Annotated in this window: 16 protein-coding genes; 6 read left to right on the top strand and 10 right to left on the bottom strand. The window is 63.5% G+C overall.

Going from position 1 to position 20,177, the window contains the following annotated elements:
* Positions 1–185: 185 nt before the first annotated feature.
* From rpsI to G7Y31_RS02480, 3 genes are all read right to left on the bottom strand, one after another.
* The gene (rpsI, locus tag G7Y31_RS02490) at positions 186–722 is read right to left on the bottom strand and encodes a 30S ribosomal protein S9 (protein WP_165008326.1); all 537 of its coding nucleotides are present in this window, start codon (positions 720–722) and stop codon (positions 186–188) included.
* Positions 722–1,165 (bottom strand): 50S ribosomal protein L13, encoded by a 444-nt coding sequence (gene rplM / locus G7Y31_RS02485; protein WP_165008324.1) that lies wholly within the window; start codon positions 1,163–1,165, stop codon positions 722–724. Before rplM ends, rpsI begins: the two co-directional genes overlap by 1 nt.
* A gap of 158 nt (positions 1,166–1,323) precedes the next feature.
* Positions 1,324–2,748: a phytoene desaturase family protein gene (locus tag G7Y31_RS02480; protein WP_165008322.1), complete on the bottom strand. Its 1,425-nt coding sequence runs from the start codon at positions 2,746–2,748 to the stop codon at positions 1,324–1,326.
* Between the two features lie 154 nt (positions 2,749–2,902).
* On the opposite strand from G7Y31_RS02480, the gene G7Y31_RS02475 reads away from it, so the two are divergent.
* From G7Y31_RS02475 to G7Y31_RS02465, 3 genes are all read left to right on the top strand, one after another.
* Entirely contained in the window at positions 2,903–3,202 is a 300-nt protein-coding gene (locus G7Y31_RS02475) for a hypothetical protein (RefSeq protein WP_165008320.1), read from the top strand.
* 128 nt (positions 3,203–3,330) lie between these two features.
* Positions 3,331–4,428: an MFS transporter gene (locus tag G7Y31_RS02470; protein ID WP_165008318.1), complete on the top strand. Its 1,098-nt coding sequence runs from the start codon at positions 3,331–3,333 to the stop codon at positions 4,426–4,428.
* A gap of 23 nt (positions 4,429–4,451) precedes the next feature.
* Positions 4,452–5,650, top strand: a protein-coding gene (locus tag G7Y31_RS02465) for an IS3 family transposase (protein WP_196823603.1) whose coding sequence is annotated in 2 segments (ribosomal slippage) — positions 4,452–4,737 and positions 4,737–5,650 — 1,200 coding nt in all. Because the reading frame shifts where the segments join, the coding sequence is not laid out codon by codon here.
* Positions 5,651–6,064: 414 nt separating this feature from the next.
* On the opposite strand, the gene G7Y31_RS02460 is transcribed toward G7Y31_RS02465, so the two are convergent.
* From G7Y31_RS02460 to eccCa, 5 genes are all read right to left on the bottom strand, one after another.
* The gene (locus G7Y31_RS02460) at positions 6,065–6,421 is read right to left on the bottom strand and encodes an SdpI family protein (protein WP_165010735.1); all 357 of its coding nucleotides are present in this window, start codon (positions 6,419–6,421) and stop codon (positions 6,065–6,067) included.
* Positions 6,422–6,758: 337 nt separating this feature from the next.
* A complete protein-coding gene (locus tag G7Y31_RS02455) occupies positions 6,759–7,046 on the bottom strand; it encodes a WXG100 family type VII secretion target (RefSeq protein WP_165010733.1) in 288 nt (95 codons plus the stop codon).
* 53 nt (positions 7,047–7,099) lie between these two features.
* The gene (locus G7Y31_RS02450; protein ID WP_165010731.1) at positions 7,100–7,417 is read right to left on the bottom strand and encodes a WXG100 family type VII secretion target; all 318 of its coding nucleotides are present in this window, start codon (positions 7,415–7,417) and stop codon (positions 7,100–7,102) included.
* 223 nt (positions 7,418–7,640) lie between these two features.
* On the bottom strand, positions 7,641–8,834 hold the full coding sequence (locus tag G7Y31_RS02445; RefSeq protein WP_165010729.1) for a type VII secretion-associated protein: 1,194 nt from the start codon (positions 8,832–8,834) through the stop codon (positions 7,641–7,643).
* Complete coding sequence (gene eccCa, locus G7Y31_RS02440) at positions 8,827–12,714, bottom strand: type VII secretion protein EccCa (RefSeq protein WP_165010726.1); 3,888 nt, start codon at positions 12,712–12,714, stop codon at positions 8,827–8,829. Before eccCa ends, G7Y31_RS02445 begins: the two co-directional genes overlap by 8 nt.
* Before the next feature lie 275 nt (positions 12,715–12,989).
* Here eccCa and eccD point away from each other — a divergent pair, with 275 nt between their 5' ends.
* Complete coding sequence (gene eccD / locus G7Y31_RS02435) at positions 12,990–14,489, top strand: type VII secretion integral membrane protein EccD (RefSeq protein WP_165010724.1); 1,500 nt, start codon at positions 12,990–12,992, stop codon at positions 14,487–14,489.
* Between the two features lie 11 nt (positions 14,490–14,500).
* On the top strand, positions 14,501–15,745 hold the full coding sequence (locus tag G7Y31_RS02430) for a S8 family serine peptidase (RefSeq protein ID WP_165010722.1): 1,245 nt from the start codon (positions 14,501–14,503) through the stop codon (positions 15,743–15,745).
* On the opposite strand, the gene eccB is transcribed toward G7Y31_RS02430, so the two are convergent.
* Positions 15,742–16,992, bottom strand: a complete 1,251-nt coding sequence (gene eccB / locus G7Y31_RS02425; RefSeq protein ID WP_165010720.1) for a type VII secretion protein EccB — start codon at positions 16,990–16,992, stop codon at positions 15,742–15,744. The genes G7Y31_RS02430 and eccB overlap by 4 nt on opposite strands.
* Before the next feature lie 162 nt (positions 16,993–17,154).
* On the opposite strand from eccB, the gene G7Y31_RS02420 reads away from it, so the two are divergent.
* The gene (locus tag G7Y31_RS02420) at positions 17,155–18,690 is read left to right on the top strand and encodes an HNH endonuclease signature motif containing protein (protein ID WP_244977425.1); all 1,536 of its coding nucleotides are present in this window, start codon (positions 17,155–17,157) and stop codon (positions 18,688–18,690) included.
* Between the two features lie 386 nt (positions 18,691–19,076).
* On the opposite strand, the gene truA is transcribed toward G7Y31_RS02420, so the two are convergent.
* Complete coding sequence (gene truA, locus G7Y31_RS02415) at positions 19,077–19,916, bottom strand: tRNA pseudouridine(38-40) synthase TruA (protein ID WP_244977457.1); 840 nt, start codon at positions 19,914–19,916, stop codon at positions 19,077–19,079.
* Between the last annotated feature and the right edge of the window lie 261 nt (positions 19,917–20,177).

Here is a 20,177-nt window from a genome sequence, read left to right as displayed (position 1 = left end):
CCACGGAGCAGTCCGCATTGTCCCCCATGGGACCAGTGGGGTAACGAGGACTAACGCGCAGAGACACCGAATAGGGTCTGTGCAGTTGCAATAGAAACACCCCACAGAAACCCAACCTGAAAACGGGCAACCGCCGCCCTCCCCTTACGGGAAGAAGCGGCGGTAAAACCTGTACAGCGCGAAGATTAACGCTTGGAGTACTGCGGGGCACGGCGTGCCTTGTGCAGACCAGCCTTCTTGCGCTCCACGGCACGGGCGTCACGGGTAAGCAGGCCGGCCTTCTTCAGGGCAGCGCGGTCACCCGGGTTGTAAATGTTGAGTGCGCGGGCGATGGCCAGACGCAAAGCACCTGCCTGACCGGTGGGGCCGCCACCGGAGACGGTGACCTTGATGTCGAACTGGCCTTCACGCTCAAGCAGGGTCAGCGGCAGCAAGATGTCCTGCTGGTGGAGCTTGTTCGGGAAGTAGTTGTCGAACTCGCGGCCGTTGATGGTGATGACACCGGTGCCAGCAACCATGCGCACGCGGGCGATGGCGCGCTTACGGCGACCAACGGTCTGAATCGGACCTTCGTGGATGGCCGGGGCGGCAACCTCGGTTTCCTCGGAGGCGGCAGGAGCAATGGCGTCACCGATGGTGTTGGTGAACTCCTCAGTAGCGGCAGCAGCTGCAGCGAGGTCGGCAGCGTCGGCTACGTTGTTGTCGATGTTCTGCTCGGTCATTACTGTGCCACCTGCTTAAACTCGAAGGTCTCCGGCTTCTGACCGGCGTATGGGTGCTCCTCGCCAGCAAAGACATGCAGCTTGCGAACGGAAGCGTTGGACAGCTTGTTGTGCGGCATCATGCCACGGACTGCCTCTTCAATAACGCGAACCGGGTTTGCGTCCAGGGACTGACCAAGGGTCATGGACTTCAGACCACCCGGGTAGCCGGAGTGGCGGTAACGCATTTCGCGCTCGCGCTTGTTGGAGGACACGTGGATCTTCTCAGCGTTGATGATGACAACGTGGTCACCGCAGTCAACGTTGGGTGCGAACTGGGGCTTGTGCTTGCCGCGCAGCAGGTCTGCCACGGTGGAAGCAAGCTTGCCCAGCACCACATCGGTAGCGTCGATGACGTACCACTTACGGGTGATGTCACCGCTCTTCGGGTGGAAAGTAGACAAGATGACTCCTTGAAAGTCTCTCAAAGGCTGCCGGCCAACGCTGTGCCCCTGTACGCTCGACCTACAGCGGCCGGTGGGGACCTGCAGGAAGCGCGCCCGAACCCGGGCAGACACACAGGCATGCAATCATACCCCATCCGCGCGCCTGCCCCAAACGCTTAGAGTTCGCCCGCATCCCGCAGCACCTCCTGCGCCGCCCACCACCCAGCCATGCCATGTACCCCTGCTCCTGGCGCTGTGCTTGCCGATGCCACATATATCCCCCTACCCAGCCGGTGCGGCCGCAGTGCCAACCCAGGTCGCAGCAGAGCCTGTAATCCCGTCATCGCCCCACCCGCAATGTCCCCACCCACCAGATTAGGGTTCCATGCTTCCAGCTGCGCCGGGCTCATCTCATGCCAGTCCGCAATGACGTCCCTAAATCCCGGGGCAAAGCGTTCAATCTGGTCGATGATAAGCTCCCACACCTGCCCCTGATATGCCTCCACAAATCCATGGGGCACGTGCGCATACGTCCACAGCACCCGCCCCCGCGTGGGGTCTGCAACATACTGCTGGGACACCATCACGAAGGGCCGGCGCGGCAGTCTTCCCCGCGCAGCTTCCCGCTCTGCATGCACCATTTCTTCCACGGTGCCACCAACATGCACCGTGCCCGCCTGCCCCACTCGCGCATCACGCCAGGGCACGGGTTCTTTCAACAGGAAATCGACCTTGAAGGCGGCAGTCCCATAGCGCCACCGGCCCAGGCGCCGCGTCGCAGCCTGCGGAATGTCCAGGCCTTTGAGGGCGCGCATCTGCCGTAGAGTCAGGTTGAGGACCAGGGCATCGGCACCAGGTAGCTCGCGCACATCCTCCACCAGACACCCCGTATGGATACGTCCGCCATGGGCCCGGATCACCCGCACCAAGGCATCACTAATTGCCTGCGTCCCACCCCGGGCAACCGGCCAGCCATAACTCATCCCCAGCGCCCCAAAGAGCACCCCAAACGCCCCAGTCAGCGGGCGCGCTGGCGAAGAAATGGAGTGCACCGCATTGCCCGCCAACAGCGCCCGGGCTTGCGGCGAAGAAAAGGCCCACTGCCCCAATGTGCTGGCAGGCAGCACCGCCGCAGGCGCAAAACGCAGTAATGCAGCAGGATGCTGCGGAACCCGCAGGACGGGGGCCAGCAGGTTAGCCAGGTGGGCATCGGCAGACTCAGCCACATGGCGGTGCAACCGACACCAGGCGCTAGCATCCTTGCCCAGCAGCTGCGCCGTGGCCCCCACAGAGCGCGAAAGCAGCGCAGCCTCGGTACCCTCCAGCGGGTGCGCCACCTGATAAGGCGCCCACGCCCACTCCAGGCCGTAGCACTCCAGCCCCAGCGCCCGAAACGCCGGGCTGGCAACCCCAAAAGGGTGGCAGGCCGCACCACGGTCCACCGTGCAGCCAGCAAAGATGTCATCCGTCGAGCTTGCCGCCCCACCTAGGCTTGCCGATGCCTCGTAGACCTCGACGTCCCAGCCCTCTACTGCCAACCTTGCGGCAGCGCTAAGACCATTAGGGCCAGACCCCACAATGACCGCGCGACGGGATACCATGATGCCTCCTTATTTCAGCTACCGAGCTTACAGCTGCAGCTCGTCCGCCCAACCACCGCAGTGACCTCCGGACGGACCTCCCGTTGCAAAATCCCAGAAGTTGTTAGAAATCACACATTGACATGATTGGCATCACACGATATTATTCGGACTAGTGACTGAACCCTTCCCCCAAGTGGCGTTTAGAAATACGCCCCAAGCACAAGGAGTTTTGGGGGAAATATCGGGTCCTGCATCGGAAGGAACTGGAGGTAATATCATGACTGCTCGTTCACTAGGAATGGCTTGCCTGCTTCTTACCCCAGCACTTCTAATGCTCAGTCAAGTCATTACCGCCGGCTGGATTACTTTAGCGCTATGGGCAATGGTGGGAGCGCTATGGGCAATGGTGGGAGTGTGCTACTTGACGAGCATTGTGGCTTTCACAAAAGTGGCAAGTCAGCAGAAAAACTAGCCCATGAAGTCATTCTTTTGAACAGCATTGGTCACGGCTTGCGTGTTAGTAGAGCCGATGACCAATGCTGCCGGACCTCGGCCCGAGATTCACAACTTTTCAGCCTGCCCGCACAAAGGAGTCCAGTGATGTCGCTGTGGCACAATCGCGACTATCGGCTGCTAATGTCCGGGCAAACTGTTAGCGTCATTGGCAATCAGATCACCACCTTTGCGCTCTTCCTGGCCGTACTCAACGTGACCAATTCTCCGACTACGGCCAGTTTCGTTTCCGGGCTCTTTGTGCTGAGCATGGTGGTCTTTGGTTTGCCCATCGGGCGCTTAGTGGACCGCTTTCCACGGCTGCTGATTCTGCGTGTTGCTGTGACCATCGGGCTCGTGGGTTCGCTGCTGTGCGTGTGGGCGGCCATATCTGACAGCGCTGGTGCTGGCCCAGCCACGGAATCCTTACCTGAGGGATCGCCGTACTCCGAGCCGCTGGCCGGCGGGTCACTGACTGGCACATCGCCGGTCCTTCTCTTTGCTTTAGGGGCACTGGTCCTTGGTGCGGTGAATTCCGCCTTCGGCACTGCGGAGCGTGCCTTCCTCAAGGAGATAGTGCCCCCTGATTTGTTGGCCAAGGCCATGGCCGTCAATCAGGGCCGCTATTCAATCGGCGTTATCGCAGGCCCTCCAATCGCGGGCCTGTTGCTTGCGCATTCCAACCACGCCCCGTTTTGGGCCGATGCAGCCAGCTTCGTCTGGGTGTTGGGGTGCCTCCTGCTCATCCGTCCCCAGCCCAAAACTCAGCTCGATACACCCGCGCAAACCCCGCCTTTGCGTCCCGCCTGGGAGTGGCTCAAAAGCCAAAAACAGCTCTTTGCGATCGGCTGGTATAGTCCCCTGCTCAACTTTTCCTTCGCAGGGATAACCACGTTGTCTCTACTGAGTTTGAAGTACGCGGACCTTAGCACGACTGCGCTGGGTACGTACCAAGCGGGTATCGGCATAGCAGGCTTAGTTGGCGCCATCGTGGCCGGCAAACTAGTGGAGAGTACACCTGCAGGCCCCATGCTGCTGACATCAATGGTCCTTTTCTCAGTTTCTCTTGGGGCCACCGTAATAAATCCTCTGTTGCCCTCCCCGGCAGGCCTGTGGTTAATCATTGCCGGAATGGTGTTAGCTGGCCTCTTTTTGCCCAAGGGCCTGACCCCCTTGGAGTGGACATGGGCTAACCCCGGTTGCTAGCCGGAGAGAGGTACTGTGTGACCATGCCCCGTAAGACGTATTCTGAGCAGTTCAAGCGCGATGCTGTCGCGGTCTACGAGAACTCTATGGAAGGCTCCTTCAATTCCATTGCTGCAGATCTTGGTATTAACCGAAATTCCCTAGCGAACTGGGTCGACAAGTACGGCACCGGCAAGCGCGCTCGTCGTAGCCGTGAGCAGGCCCGTGCCCGGCAGGTTGGTGATGCTGAACGGATCCGGCAGCTTGAAAAGAAGCTGGCCATCGTCGAAGAAGAACGCGATATCTTGCGCAGGGCCACCTTATATTTCGCCAAGGAGATGAACTCGTAATCCGCTTCAAGTTCATCGATGACCATACCCACCGGTATTCGGTAAAGCGGATGTGTCAGGTGCTCGACGTACACCGGTCGTCGTATTACGCATGGAAGAAGGCCAAGCCGAAGCGTCTGGCTCGCAGGAGTGCTGATGAAGCACTTGGCAGGCAAATCCGTGAGGTCTTTGATGAGGAAAAAGGCCTCTACGGAGCCAAACGAATTGCAGCTGAGCTCTCCGAGCGCGACGACAGTAGCCCAGTCAACCACAAGCGCGTGGCCCGGGTGATGAAGAAATTAGGCCTGTACGGGTTTAGTAAGAAGCGCCGTGTGAAAACCACGGTGTCCGCTTCTTCCCGCCGGGTATTCCCGGACCTGGTCAAAAGGCGTTTCCGTGCTGATGAGACTAATCGTTTGCTTGTTGGCGATATCACTTACCTGCCTATCCAAGGAGGAACAAATCTGTATCTCGCGACCGTCATCGACTGCTATTCACGCAGGCTGGTCGGGTTTTCTATTGCTGATCACATGCGTAGCGAGTTGGCCATCGATGCCCTGGAGGAAGCACTCAGGCAGCGCGGAAGCCTTGCTGGGGCGATCTTCCACAGTGACCACGGCAGTGTCTATACCTCGAAAGAGTTTCAACAAAGCTGCCGCGACCTGGGAGTTATCCAGTCCATGGGTGCGGTGGGAACGAGTGCCGATAATGCTCTAGCGGAGTCGTTTAACGCCACCCTCAAGCGTGAAGTACTGCGTAATCGACGATGCTTCGCCTCAGTCGACCAGGCCCGCAGGCAAGTCTTTGCCTGGTGCGTCAGATACAACACCAAGCGACGACACTCCTGGTGCAAATACATGTCCCCCATACAATTCGAAGCAGCTACATGCGCTATCCTAAATGCTGTAGCTTAACCCATAATTCCGTGTCCACAATCCAGGGGTCGCGCCCCAACTTCAACGCCCCCTGCAGTGGCTTCTTTATCCAGTCGGTACCTCACGAGTTCCAAGGGCGCTGCACCGCCATCTTGTCGACTTCTGCCATGGTGATGATGCCCATCGGTAACGCCCTCGCAGGTTTCCTGTACGAATCCGCGGGTCCCCTTACAACCGGGATCTTCTTTATATGCGTTCTGGCTGCCGCTAGCGCGGCCTTTACCAAGGTTGGCGACATTGCATCGGTGCGTCTTTAAGGCGGATTGAACAGTTAAATGCGCATGGAACGCGGCTCCGCCGGCTCAGACCCTCATCCTCAAACTACCCAACCATCTGCTGCAAAGCCCGCAAAACCCTAGCCACCACTGCCACCCCTCATCGAGGTAACAGGCTTTATGCGCTGGACTCGGGCAACTGCGCCACGGCCACATTGGCCTTGCGCGTGGCTAAGAGCACGCCAACCAGCAACACCACAACCACGGGGATACTGATCCACCCAATGATGGAGTCATCCACCACTAGGCAAGCAATCGCAGCGATGACCAGCACAATACCAATTCCCGTGAAGTAACCAGCCGCAGCTTTATGTCCGACCACCCAGGCCTCATCGCTAGCCATCATGGTGGTGGTACGAATGCCCGCGAAGGCGTTGCGCGGCAACTGCCCCTTGGCGGATTTTGCTCCCATCCACAGCAGCAATACCCCGCCAATTCCCCACGCAGCTGCCATTATGGCCGAATACACTGTCATGCGATCCTCCTAATGTCGTGGGTGTCAGTGAAAAAGTTTCCACACAGGCTACCCGACCTTCCCACGCGGCGTTCACGTTTTCGCGCAGCCCCCCCACACAGGGGTACCTGAAGGCTAGCAAGCCACCAAAATCAGCCCCGACCTCCCAGTACTGCGTGGAACCCGCAGCCCTAGCGGACTGCGATCCTGCGCCATGTGGATGGCCGGGGCTCGGTTAGCTAGATCAGCTCAGTGGATGACCTTGGTGCCTGGCCTGCTACGTGGTGGGGTTTCTGCTTCGCGAACTCCCCCAGTCCTATAGGAACTCCACCACGTGCAGGCTCAGACGACTCTGCGACTATCCCCAGCTAGCAGCTGCCCGCCGGTTAACGTCCGACATGCGATCATTGCTATCGGCAACAGTGCGGGAAATGGTAGCCAAGACGGTGTTGAGCTCTGCTGCGGCACGGTCCCATTTATCTTGGGCCTGCTGGTACGCGGCAGCCGACTCGCCCTCCCACGTAGCGGCCATGGGGGCGATGACGGACTTGAGGTCCCCCAACAGCCCATTGATCCGCCCGGAGGTGGAGTTAATATCCGCTGCAGCGGTAGAGATTGCGCCAAATTCATATTTGATGGCAGACATACGGTTTCCCTTTCTATGGAGATGAGTAGATAGGAGCGGCTAGACCGGCGGAGTTACAAAGCCAGCCCAGCGCCGCCGACGTTGCTGAATGCCTGGGCGTTTTCAGACTCCGTGGAGTCGAAGTTGCGGGCATTTGAACGAATGTTGTCACTGATGGAGGTCAGAGCCTCCCGCAGCTGCTGAGCTGCGGTGTTGTAGCGCTGCATCAGGTTGTCAAAGGAGACCTGTGCGCTGCCGGCCCAGGAGCCCCGAACGGTATCGACCACTCCCTGCAAGCGGGTGAGTTCCCCCTGGACTTCATTATTTGTGGAATCCACCCGACCAGCGGTGGAAACCATGACATCGGCTTCAGTCCTAAACAATGCGGACATCTGTGTCTTCCTTCCCAAGTACCGGCTAGCCAGCACTTGTCCTAGTGTGTGAATCCCGGCCGCAGGGTGCGACCGGGGTGTGGAGGTGGAAGTGATACTCCCCCGAATCCCCCGGTGTGCGGTGGAAAGCTGTATTGCGCTTTCTCACCTATATTTGACTGCGCCAACCGCCAAAAGGTTCCCTGCCGTTCCCAAGTTTTTTCTTCCGCCACATAGCCGCAGCTCACGCGTGTTTTTCCTCTGGGGTTGCGGGCGCGGGATGGGCATCGGAAATCTTGCTCAGCGAGTTCGTGGCTATGCGGCATGCCGCCTTGTGCGCCACCGTGGCCTGCGTGCGGCTGTGGCAGCCCACGGAGAGTTGATAGCCTTCTTCTACCCAGGTGCTCCACACCACGATGGAGTCATCGCCCGGCTTTTCCACGTAGCTCAGCCCCTCCCGCCCGTGCTCGGTGCGCAGGTCCTCAAGGCCCGATAGCGCGGCATCGGCGTCGACTTGTTGGCGAATCTCCGCCATAATCGCCGCCCCCGGCACTGCATAAATTGGATCCGCTGCCAGGAGAATGCGCAGGTTAGGGTCCTGTCCACTCAGTGTCACCAGGCCATCATCCACGCGCCAATGAAACCCTGCCGGCAGGTCCACGCGCATACCTTCGACCTCCACCGTTTCTGCCTCACCTGCGCCGCCATTGCGCCCCGGCAGACTCATCACGCTCGGCAGCTCGCTGGGCTTCGGCGCCGAGCTATGCGCTGCCGCTGAGCTGCTAGCCGCCGGTTGTGCTTCCAATTCTGGGGTGTGCCGGTTCCCCAATGCCACCAGCGCTAGTCCGCCGATGCCCACTACCGCCACCCCTGCCACCAGGTACAGCGTGCGTGCGCGCTGGGGCTCACCCCGGCCCGTGCCGCCACTCCGGCCAATACCACCGCGCCGACCAGTACCACCGCCACTGCGCCAGCCGCGCTTGCCAGCCTCGCGCCTGCGCGGTGAATGCGAAGGGGGCGGGGACGGTGACTGCGACCACGCGCCCTGCTCGGGCGAGGATGCAGTAGGGGATGTCGCAGGGGCGGCATCGGCGAGGGCGGCATCAGCAGAGGTGGCAGGCGCAACCTCCGTCGGGGGCTGCGGGTCATGCGCAGGTGAATCAAGGACCCGCACCCCACTCATACGCAGGTGCCGGGCAATAATACTCGCAGCCTCTTGCCCCACGGCGGTAGACGAGGGATCAACAATCACCTCCACGGTGGACTTAGGCCAGGCAGGACCGGCCAATTTAGCGGCCTGGTCCACGCAACCAGCCAACGCCCACCCCTCCACCACCCCGGTGCCGGGAAGGTCATAGCGAAAGATGGATTCCGTGGCCTCGTAAATGGTGGCTGTATCTAAGACGGTTAAGACAACATCAGCGTCTGGGTTAAGCATGGGATTCTCCTTCCTCGGGTACGGGATCTTCACCACAGTGGGCTATTTGGACTACCCCGTGGTCTTCGCCGCGCAGTACCAGCCGCCCGCGGCCGACGGGTTGCGGGGTGGGCTTGATGCCAAAGATGGGGCCTTCGTCTTTATCGGCGTCCAGGATGATGGCGCTGGGTTGCTGGTCACGCACCGCCGCCAAGAATCCCCCATACAGGGCGCGGCCCACGCCGCCAGATTTGCGGGTGACCACCACGTGCATGCCGATGTCCCGCGCGTGCGGCAGCAGCTCAATCAGCGGGTGCAGCAGGTTTTCCCCCAGCAGGTCGACATCATCGATGCATACATAAATATCTGGGCCCTCCCACCAGTCCCGGCGCGCCAGCTGCTCCGGGGTGACCTCCGCGCCGGGCAAGCGCTGGCGCAAGGTGGCTACGGTGTTGCGGATAGCTTCTTCCGCCGCGCTGGTTTGAGCGGCGTAGGCTGCCAGCATGTCCGTGGGGAGTGCACCCAAGTGCGCGCGGCGCAGATCCACTAGCACTATCCGCCCAGCGGCGCGGCCGCGGGCGCAGATTCCGTGCATGAGGCTACGCAGAGTCGTGGACTTGCCGGCCCCGCTGGAACCGATGCACACCACATGCGCCGAGGTGGCCGGGTCCCAGATGATTGGGGCCAAACGCGGCCCGCCCAGGGCGAAGGGGATTCCGGCGGCACCGCAAGCGGCATGGAGCTCACGCAGGTCCAACCGCGCGGGCAGCATACGCAGTGCTGGAGCTGCGGGAAGGTGCGCCCAGGTATCAGCCACATGCGCCAGGTCCTGGTTAGAACTGCGGGCAATCAGCATGGGCTCGCCCTGAGGGTTGATCCCCCGGCCAGGCAAGACAGGCAGCGCAGCCTGCGCGTGACGATCAATTAATGAGTCCATCGGCTCCCCCAACCGCAACTCCAGCCGGTGGCTCATCAAATCCCGGATAGCCGGGCGCATGGTGGTCCACCTCGCTGTAGAAACCACCACGTGGATGCCCACGGAAGGACCATCGGCTGCCAACTGGGTGATCTTTTCACCTAAGTCTTCATACTCCGCACCTGCTGTGCCCACGTGGTGCCAACCATCAACGACAAGGAAGATCTCGGCAGCAGGCGCGGCGGGGGCGGTGGCACCGGCGGTGGCATCGGCAAGCTGTTGGTGCACCTCGTCGATGATGCGGCGGGCTTTCTCAGCCTCATGGCGGTTGGCCACCGCCCGCACGTGCGGCAGGCGCCCGCAGGTAGCCAGCTGCCCGCCGCCAAAGTCCAAGACGTAGAACTGCACGCGCTGCGGGCTATAGCGCGCGCACAGGGATGTCAGCACCGTGCGCAACGCCGTGGACTTGCCAGACTGCGGGCCGCCGCACACCGCCAGGTGCCCGCCGCCGGTGGACAAATCCAGCTCAAGCGGGTCCTGACGCTGATGGTAGGGACGGTCCACCACGCCGATGGTGGCCAGCAAAGTCGCGCTGGTGGCTGCCCCCGGAGGGCCAGCGGCGGGAGCACCGTCGGTACCCGGAGCCGCGCTGGGGCCGGTACTGGGAGCACCCGGGGCGCCCGGAACAGCGCCGGGGCCGGTACTGGGAGCACCGGGGGCATTGGCGGCACCGGCGGCATCGGCGAAAGCGAGGGCAGGGCCCAGGACCTCGGGCAGCTCGATGACCGCCGGCAAGGGCGGCAGCCACATACGGTGCGCCGATTGGCCGCGGGCGGTGGCCTCGGCACGCGCGATATCCACCACGCTATCTAGCAGCGTGGTGCTGTGATCCAGCTCAGTAAGCTCTCCGGGCTCTGCGGCAGGAAGCGCCGCTGCGGGGGCGGTATCACCATCCCAGCCCACAAAAAGCTCCACCCGCGGAGTGGTCTGCGTCGCCTGGGCCGCCTGGATCCGGCGCGCCAGCGGGCCAGAAACATAGCTGGCCTGCATCCGCACCGGATCATCCGGGCCCGTCTTCAGATAGCCCGCGCCCGGCTTGGCAGGAAGCGAATAGGCGTCCGTTACGCCCAGGACCTGCCGGGATTCCGCAGCGGAAAAAGTCTTGAGGCCCACCCGGTAGGACAGGTGGGAATCCAAGCCCCGCAGGCGGCCTTCCTCTAGCCGCTGCGAAGCCAACAATAGGTGCACGTGCAAGGAGCGGCCCAGGCGCCCGACGGCCACGAAGAGATCCGCAAAGTCGGGGTGCTGGCCAAGGAGCTCTGAGAACTCATCGACCACAATCACCAACGCGGGCAGCGGACCGTGGGCGGCCACCGCTTGGGCGTCCGCATTGTAGTCCCCCACGTTGGCAAAATTGCCGGCGGCGCGCAGCAGTTCCTGGCGGCGGTTCATCTCCCCCGAAATGGCGGCAAACATGCGGTCTACCAGGAAAGACTCCTCCTCCAAATTGGTAATAACCGCGGCAGTGTGCGGCAGCGTCTCGCAGCCTAAGAAGGTGGCACCGCCCTTGAAGTCCACCAGCACCAAGTTCAGCTCATCCGGGCTGTGGGTTGCCGCCAGGGAGGTCACGAAGGTGCGCAGCATCTCCGACTTCCCCGAACCCGTAGCCCCAATGCACAACCCGTGCGGCCCGGCGCCACCGTGTGCCGATTCCTTAATGTCCAAGGTCACGGCCGCACCATGCTTGTCGATGCCAATCGGCACCGCCAGCCGCTGCGCCCCCGTGCGCCCCGGCCACAGCTGGGCCGCCAAATGCTCCAAGTCGCGGTAACCCAACAGCCGCAGCAAATCCCCATCCGCAGAATGGGCGGTGGTGGTACCTGCGGGCCTGCGGTATGACGCCAGCACCCGCGCGATAGAAGCGGCGACGGCTTCGGAGAGGGCATCGGCAAGCCCAAGCACCTCATCGCCTTGCTCTGTGAGCACCCGCAACTGCTCATCTACCAGCAAAAACAGGCCCTCCTGCTCCGCGCGCACGCCCAATGCCGTGGTGCGCAGGGCGGCAACATCAATGATGGTGGTCAGGGTGTCATCGTGGAAGAAATCCTCCAAACCCGTAGTGGTCACCGAGTCCACCAACAGCACATGGAAGCGGGCCGCACGCGGGTCTTGCGTATGGGGCAGCCACTTGAGCCAATCCCAGCCTTCCCCCAGCACCGACAAGCCCAGGGTCTCCGGCCCATGATGGCAGGCCAACTGCAGCACCAAAGCGCGCGCCATCTCCCGAGCCTTCGTGCCAGAAAGCGCCACAAAGCGAAACGCCTGCAGCTGCACCACCACCGGCATATCCGGCAGCTGACCCACCGCGTGCAGCAGCTGGCGCAAACTCACCGCACACACCGGGTCCACGTCCTCCGGCGCCAGGGTCTCCGGGACCTCAATGGGGGTGCACAAACTCACCGTCCCGGTACCAATGCGCACCTCCAGGGCATCTTCATCCTCCCCAGCACGCTCCCACAGACGGTCACTGCGCACAAAGGATCGCAGCTGATCCGGCGCGGGGTGGCAGTGAGTCTCATGCGCGCGCTGGGCCGCCGCGTGTTCCTGAGCTTTGACCCGCAGGTGCCGCAAGTGGCGCAAGTAGGTGCGGCGGCGCTCGTTAGGGTCTTCGGCGTTGGTGCCGGACTGGAACATCATGGCCACGGAGGCCAACATCATCAGCGGAAACATCAACATGCCGGGGTTGAGCTGCCGGCCCCCACCAGCGCGCACCATCAGCACCACCATCCCCAGCACCGCCAACACCATGACCGTCGGCAGTAACAAACGCACCAGTGGGACCGGTTGCGGCTTGAAGGCATCCGGCACCGGGTCCGCCGCCAAATGCCCGGTGGGCAGAGGCGGCGCCGGTTGGCGCGTGGCCTTGGTTACCGGTGCCACGACCCTCGTGCGGGTGCTGCGCCTGGTATCGACTACAGAACTCATAGGATTCCTCCCCCTGACGCCACCAACTGGCCGCGGTGCGCACCCCTGCGCCCCCGGCAGCTAGCGACTGCAGTGAACTAACGTGCCTGTCCGGGGTTAGGGTATGCGGGCTCTGGCCGGTACCTAGGTTCGGTTACCAGGCCGGTCTCCCGGGTGGGATTCCCCCTACTGTGGCCACCCCCGGTGGACAAGCATGCATTAAGTAAGCCACAATATGGCTTGTTGGGCAAGGGGGACGCCCACAAAACTTTTTCACATCCCCGGGGGAAATTCCTATGACCACTGCTTCTATACCTACAAACGGCGCAAAATCTCACGGCGCGCACGCAACGCCTTCAGCCCACGGCGCGCACTCACCGCGCCAACGCGCCGGACACCACGTCCATTCCGCCTATTCCGCGCAGTCCGTCCGCGTGACCATCCGCGCCCTGGCCGGCCACTTCCGCAAAGAACTCGACGTCTCACTACCGGTGGACTCCACCTTGGATGAGGTCCTCGACGAGGTCACCGACCTGATGAACGCTCCCTTCCTCTCCACTCCTTGGCGGGCCTGCACGGCGGCGGGACGCCCGCTTGACCACACCATCCCGTTGGGCACCACCGCGCTAGTGGATGGTTCCCTGGTCCTGCTGCGCCCACAATCCCCCGTGCCCGCGCCCGTGGTACGCGATGGTGCGGAGGCTTTAGCCGCTCACGATGCCGCCCGGGCCACCAACGGCCTGCCCACCGCCTGGTCCCTGGTTGGCTTGGGTTTGCTGGCAATGCTGACGACGGCGCTGCTGCTGCGGCTTAGCCCCCTGCCGGGCCATGCCTGCCTGGCTATTGCGCTGGCCTGCACCGGAGTAATTGGCCTCAGCCTGCTACTGTTTAGCCCCACGCGTGGGTCCACCAGCCTGGCAGCTGCCACGGTACTGGCCCTGGCGGGGGCGGCCGGGTGCGCCGTGGGGGCAGCAAACCTGGGGCTGTGCGCTGCGGCAGCCTGCGCGGCAGTGGTGGTGACGGGGCTGGGGGTGCTCAAGGTGGCATCGGCAAGGTTGCTCGGAGCTAGCGCCACCGCGGTGGTCCTGGCATTATGCGCCGCAGGGGGCTCCTTCCTGTCGGGGATTGCCGCGTCGGGTCCGCTGCCCGGGCCGCTGGAGGGGTTGGAGTACCTGCAGGCTTCGGGCATAGCGGGCGCGGCCATCGCCATCCTGGGCGCAACCCTGGTAGTCATGTGGGGCCCCAGCCTATGCACCCAAGCTGCGGGAATTAGGGTGCCACAGCTGCCATCGGCGGGCGAGAAAGTCACCGAAACCACCGCAGACCTGCTCCAACCAGACGCACCCGCCCGCGCCGAGCGCGCCCGGGGCCTCTACGAAGGCGCGCTGCTCAGCGCCAGTATGGCCCTGCTTCCCGCCTGCGTGGCCGTGGCACAAGTAGACAGCCATGCCGGATATGCCACCGCGCTGTGCGCTACCGCAGGTGGGGCCGTGATCCTGCACGCCGCCCGGCAGGCCACCGCGTTGAGCACCTGGGCGCTTATGGCGGGCGCTGGCAGCGCAGTGCTGGGCTTGGTGCTTATTGCGCTGCGTCACGAACACTGGATCTTCAGCGCCATCGCGGGCGTGGCCCTGCTTCTTGCACTCACCGCATGTCTATGGGCCCCGCGCGTAGCCCGGCTTGAGCCCACCACCGTGGTCTGGCTAGAGCGCGCGGAGGCCATGAGCATCGTGGCACTGACCCCACTGGCCCTGCACCTAGCCGGGGTATTCATGCTCATTCGCGGACTGGGCTAGGGGTGGGCGCTATGTTTCCCACGCACGTGTGCCGGTCCGCCGCGCTGTGGCTAAGCTGCATACTCGCGGCAGGCGGCGGCGCGGTGCTTAGCGCTGCCCCAGTCCCCGCGAACGCCCAACAACCCTCCACCGCCTGCGCCTTCCCACTCGACCACCCCGGCCCGCAGCCCACCGCGCAACAACGCGAATACCGCCAGCGATTGCACTCCCTGGCCACCGGCGCCGGGGTGCGGGTGGCCGTCATTGATACCGGAATTGCCCGCCATCCCCAGCTGCCGCGGCTAGAAGGCGAAGTAGACCTGGTGGCTCCCGATAATCCAGACCCCTTCTTCGACTGCGACCTGCATGGCACCGTGGTTGCCGGGATAATCGCGGGCCAAGAGGTGGGCATTGCCCCCGGGGTCACCCTGATTTCTATTCGCCAGTCCAGCGCCCATTACCGCCAGCGCCAGCCTGCTGCGGACTCCGCAACGGATACCGGTGCCGCGCCTGCGGGAACCGGCTCTCTGGCCAGCTTGGCAGAGGCCATCAACGCCGCCGTCGATGCTCACGCAGACATCATCTCCATCTCCGTGGTCTCCTGCCTCAGCCCCGCCGTGGCCGCCCGCCTGGATACCGCCGAGCTAGATGCCGCGCTTAACCGTGCCGAAGACTCCAACGCCGTGGTGGTCGCTGCCTCCGGCAACCTCGGCTCCGGTCCGGGGTCCTGCCAGGAGGATTCTGTGGCCTACCCCGCCACCCATCCACACGTGCTGAGTGTTTCTGCCGTGGAAGACGTGCGCGACCGCGCCGGCTACGCCTTACCAGGCCAGCTTTCTGCCCCTGGTACCGTGCCGGTAGCGCTGAGTCCCACAGGTGGGTGGGCGCACGGGAAATCCGCCGACTCCCTGGCTGCCGCCGAGGGCGCCACGCAGCCCTTTACCGGCACGTCTTTTGCCGCCCCGCACGTCACCGGCACCGTGGCGCTACTGCGCGAGGCCCACCCGCAGGCCACCGCGGCCCAAGTGCGGGACTTCGTGCGCAGGGCCGCGGAGCCCGGCCTGGGCTACCTCGACCCGTTAACCGTGCTTGCCGATGCCTCCCTCACCCCACCCTCGCACCCCTCACCACCCGTACACACCCCGGCACCGATTGTTCCAGCCCAAGCGCACAAACCTCCCGCTCCCGCGCGTTTGGGGTGGTTGTTGGCCGGGCTGGCGGGCCTATGCGCGGTGGCGATAATCGGCGCGGGCCTGCGCCGGGTAGCCCGCGACTAGCCTAACGCGGCGTCGCGGCTAAGCTCTGGGCCTTGGGGCAGCAAGCGCACCACGTCCCAGGAGGCCTGCGCCGGAGTCTCAATGCCCAGAGCCTCCCAGTCCGCCGCAGATCCCACCACATGCGCGGTCCCCGTAGCGGAGACCACCAGTCGCGCATGCTCCGTCTCCACGGCTACCCCACCAGCCGATAACCCGCCGAAGAACCCCGCCTGCCCAGCCAGAGGAATCACATCCGATTGGGCTTCGGCTACCCCCACCCGCGTGCCGGTCGCACATAGCCACCCCGCCCGCAGCGCCCGCACCTGTCGTTGCGGCAAAACAACAGTCGGTTCCACCTGCGGAAGCTGCGCTACCTCCGGCGGACTCACCTCCCGGCGAGTCGCCCCCATAGACAAAAGAATCTCCGCTTGCACGTCGCTCAGCGCGAACACGCCGTCTCGCGAGCGCGCCCACACCCCCGCACCGGTATCCCACACCTGCGGCAGCTCACTACCGGAGGAATACACCGGCTGCACTGGGATGGCGCGCAGCACCTCCACCGGCAGTTCGCGGCGTACCAGCGGCTCCCCGCCGTGTTCCAGGGCGCGCACAATCGCCTCCCCCAGGGCGCCGGAGGGCAGGGGGTGCCTTCCGGCGGCATCGACAAGCCACTGCTGCTCACCCTGCGTAGCCAGCAGGGCCTCATCGGCCGCCACATCCTGCAATGTCAAACCGGCATAAACTACCGTGCGCCCGGAAGCCTGCTCGCCGCCGCCGACCTGCGTGGGGAAGCGCGCGGGCTCCGCGCGCAGCGGCTCGTGACACACCGCCCACTCACCCGCGGGAGGGGTGGCGGCGAGGTAACCGGGGGCATCGGCAATCCCGGCAGGTCGGCCCAACTGCAGCTGGGCCGCCGCCTGCTCCCCCACCCTCACCGGCTGCTGCGAGGTACCAGTAATCAGCTGCGCGGAGACCACATTCGGCACCGGGTGGTAGGTCTGCTCCACGCGGGCGAGCACCTGCCCGCCAGGTGTAACCAGCACCGGCGCTTCTCCCGGCTGCGGGTTTGGCGATACCCACGCCATCAACCCGGCCCCCGCGACAGCCACCACGCTCACTCCCAGCGAGACCCACCCCGCGCGCTGCCGCCTGCCGAGGGGATCATGAATCATGCGGATGTCGCCGAGCACCAGGCCATGCTCGACGCGGCGCTTGAGGAACTTATGCCCGCTAATCTGGGCTTTTGTGGTAGGACGAACTCGTGCCATGTGCACTCCCCCCGAAGTCGTATTAGTGCTGTAATTGTGCTGGGCGCGCGTGGAATCAGCGCGATGCCAGCGATTCTAATCCATGGGGGGCCGGGAGAAAAGGGGAAAATTTTTGCCGAAAACCCCTTGCGCGGGTGGTCGCTGCGGTTTAGACTGTGCGGCATGAACGCGGGGGATTTCTTTACCATCCAGTCTCGGGGCATCCACTTAGTCGCCGAGTGCGTCGGCATGAGCGCCGAGGATTTCCTGGCCATGGGCGCTGACGGTACTACTGCCGCAGAGTTTGCCCATTTGGTGCAGGTTTACTTCGAGTCTGCCGATGCCCCTTCCTCCCGCAACCGTTCCTCCAAAGCCCAGGCCCGCAACCGTGCCGCGGCCAAAGCTCAGGCCCAGGCCAAAAGCCTTGCTACCGCCCAAGCCGCTGCCCGCGACTTTGCCACCACCCAAGGCCACAGCCTACGCACCCTCACCCGCATCGAAGAACACGTCAGCCGCGTAAGCAAAGACCGCCGCTGGGAACTACGCCTCCTACTGTGCTCACTGCCCTGGCAAGAACACGACACCGCCGCCGCAGACTTCCGCGGGCCTTCTAAACAATCCAACCCCGAGCGCGGAGTACGCATGACACGCCGGGCCAACGGCAACCACACCATGTCCATTACAGACACCCCACAAGCTGTAGCCGACATGTACGGAGTCCTCACCGCCCAAGCCGCCGCCGAAGCTCATGCCGCAGCGGAAGCCCAGGTTGCCGCCGAAGCCCAAGCCGCCACGGCACAAGAATCCCTCCCCGGCCTCAACGGTGACACCAGCTCCAAGCGCGATGGCACCACTGCCAGCCCCGACCAGCACGGCAGCCACAACGCCGCAGCGGGTCCCCACGGCGACACAGCCGCCGACCCGAACACCGCTGGTGGCCAGACCAACGCTGACCTTAACGGCAGCAACACCGCCGATCAGAACGACGGCAGCAACAACGCTAACCACCTTGACGCTGACCACCACGACGGTGGTGACGGTGGCGACAGCGGTCAGGTTGCGGGCAGGCCTTATCGGCCGAGTCCGGTGGACTTGGTTGATGCTGCCCACACCATCTTCTTCGGCACAGACGACAACGACGAATCCGTCCCGCATGCCGCAAGGCCCCAAGTACGCACCAACGTCATCATCCGCCTCGAAGACCTCGACAAAATCATCCACGGCCACGGCGAAGAAATCACCGTAGAACTCACCAACGGCGCACGCATGACCGGCGCCCAACTCGTAGCCCGCAAACTAGCCGAAATAGGACTTATCACCCTCGTCCACCCCTTTACTGGCCCAGTCAATCTCTACACGGCTCGCTCTGCCTCCTACAAACAACGCCTTATGGCATGGGCAGAACACCCCACCTGCGCCTGGCCCGGATGCAACAAACCTGCCGAAGAATCCCAAATCCACCACATCCGCCGCCACAAAGACAACGGACTAACAGAACCGTCTAATTTAGTGCCACTGTGCAAGTACCACAACGGCACCAACGATGATGACCCCACCAAACCCACAGGCAGAGGCATCATCGACCGCATCAACGGCCGCATTGTCTGGTTCCCACCCTGGGGCGGGCCACCGTGGTATATCCCCAGCCCCGCACACCCCGACCCACCACCACACCCACCGCACTCACCGAACCCGCCGGACCCGCCGCAACGGGAATAAACCGACCCCAATCGGCCAGTCCGGCATGCCCGGGACCACCACAGCGGAAGTAAACGAACCTGCTTAACCGGCCAGTCCGGCATGCCCGGGATCACCACAGCGGGAATAAGCCGACCCCAGCGGCTAGTCCCGCACGCACACGGCCACCTTGGCAATAGGAAAAAGCACACCAGCTAGCTGGTCAATTCCGCACGCCCAACTCCACTGACAGACCGGACTGTCTCAGCCCGTTAGTTCGGCAAGCGCTGACGCATTTTCTCCGCAAACACGACATTGTTGTATGGGCGTGGAGGGGCTTCCGCGCCGAAAATGCGCCACTATTTAGGTCGGTGTAATGGCATACGATGCCGAAACGCTTTGCCGACAGCACACAGACGGTTAGCGGTTTACGGGAGAGTTCGGCGATCACGGGTGAGGTGGGCCCGGGCTGCTAAGTCTTCCGGGGCGGGGTAATCCACCTGGACCAAGGACAACCCGCAAGCCGGGGCGACGGGGATTGCGGAGCTGCGGGTGGATTGGCCCAGCAAAGTGCCAACAAAGTCGAGGTCCCGGCGTCCCTCCCCCACCGCAAGACAACAACCTACGAGGGAGCGGACCATGGACCAGCAGAAGGCATCGGCGGTCACGTGGGCTTCCAACACGTGGGGCTCGGTGGGGGTGGAGGCATCAACCCACTGGAAACTCTCTACGTCGCGGATGGTGGTGGCGTTAGGCTTCGCCTTGCAGAAAGCCGCGAAATCGTGAAGTCCAACCAAGATATTGGCGGCCTCTTGCATGGCGTGGATGTCCACTGGTTTGGGCCAGGCCGCGGTATCGCGCACGCGGGTTGGCAACACACCGGCCGGATCAGTGGACACACGGTAAACATAGTGGCGGCGCAACGCCGAGAAACGGGCATCGAAACCATCCGGCGCCCATTCACAGCGAGAGACACGAATATCAGGCGGCAAGAGTCGAGCCAAGCGGCGGACAAGATTGCCGGGTTCACCGGCGATGGAACGTTGGTCCAAACTCGCAACAGGGACGTCGAAATGGGCGACCTGCCCGGCGGCATGAACACCGGCATCGGTGCGCCCTGCTACCGTCAACTCCACCGGCACCCGGAGAATCAGTGAAAGCTTGTCCTCCAGTACCCCCTGGACTGTGCGCAATTCCTCACCCCCCTGTGGCTTCTGCCGGGCCCACCCATGAAAGTCCGTGCCGTCATAGGCGAGGTCGATGCGCAATCGCCAGACGCCTGCGCCTGCGGTGCAAACGGAACGACTCGCCCCGGATGCGGGGCCGGAGGCACGACTCGCTGCGGGTTCGGGAGAGGTTGGGCGGAGGCTAGCAGCGGGATCGAGGGGGGTTGGGCTGGCGCTAGCAGCGTCGGTGGCTTGCTCCCCGCGGATGGGTGCGCTGGGTTTGGAGGCGTGGGGGGTGGAGGGGGCATCGGCAAGCTTGGGTGCATAGTGCATGGTGCCTCGATGCTACCGCAGGCCGGGGCA

The organism is Corynebacterium lizhenjunii, assembly GCF_011038655.2.
In the GTDB taxonomy this organism is placed as follows: Bacteria; Actinomycetota; Actinomycetes; order Mycobacteriales; family Mycobacteriaceae; genus Corynebacterium; species Corynebacterium lizhenjunii.
The sequence above is the reverse complement of the archived record's forward strand: the minus strand, read 5'-3'. Positions and strand labels throughout refer to the sequence as shown.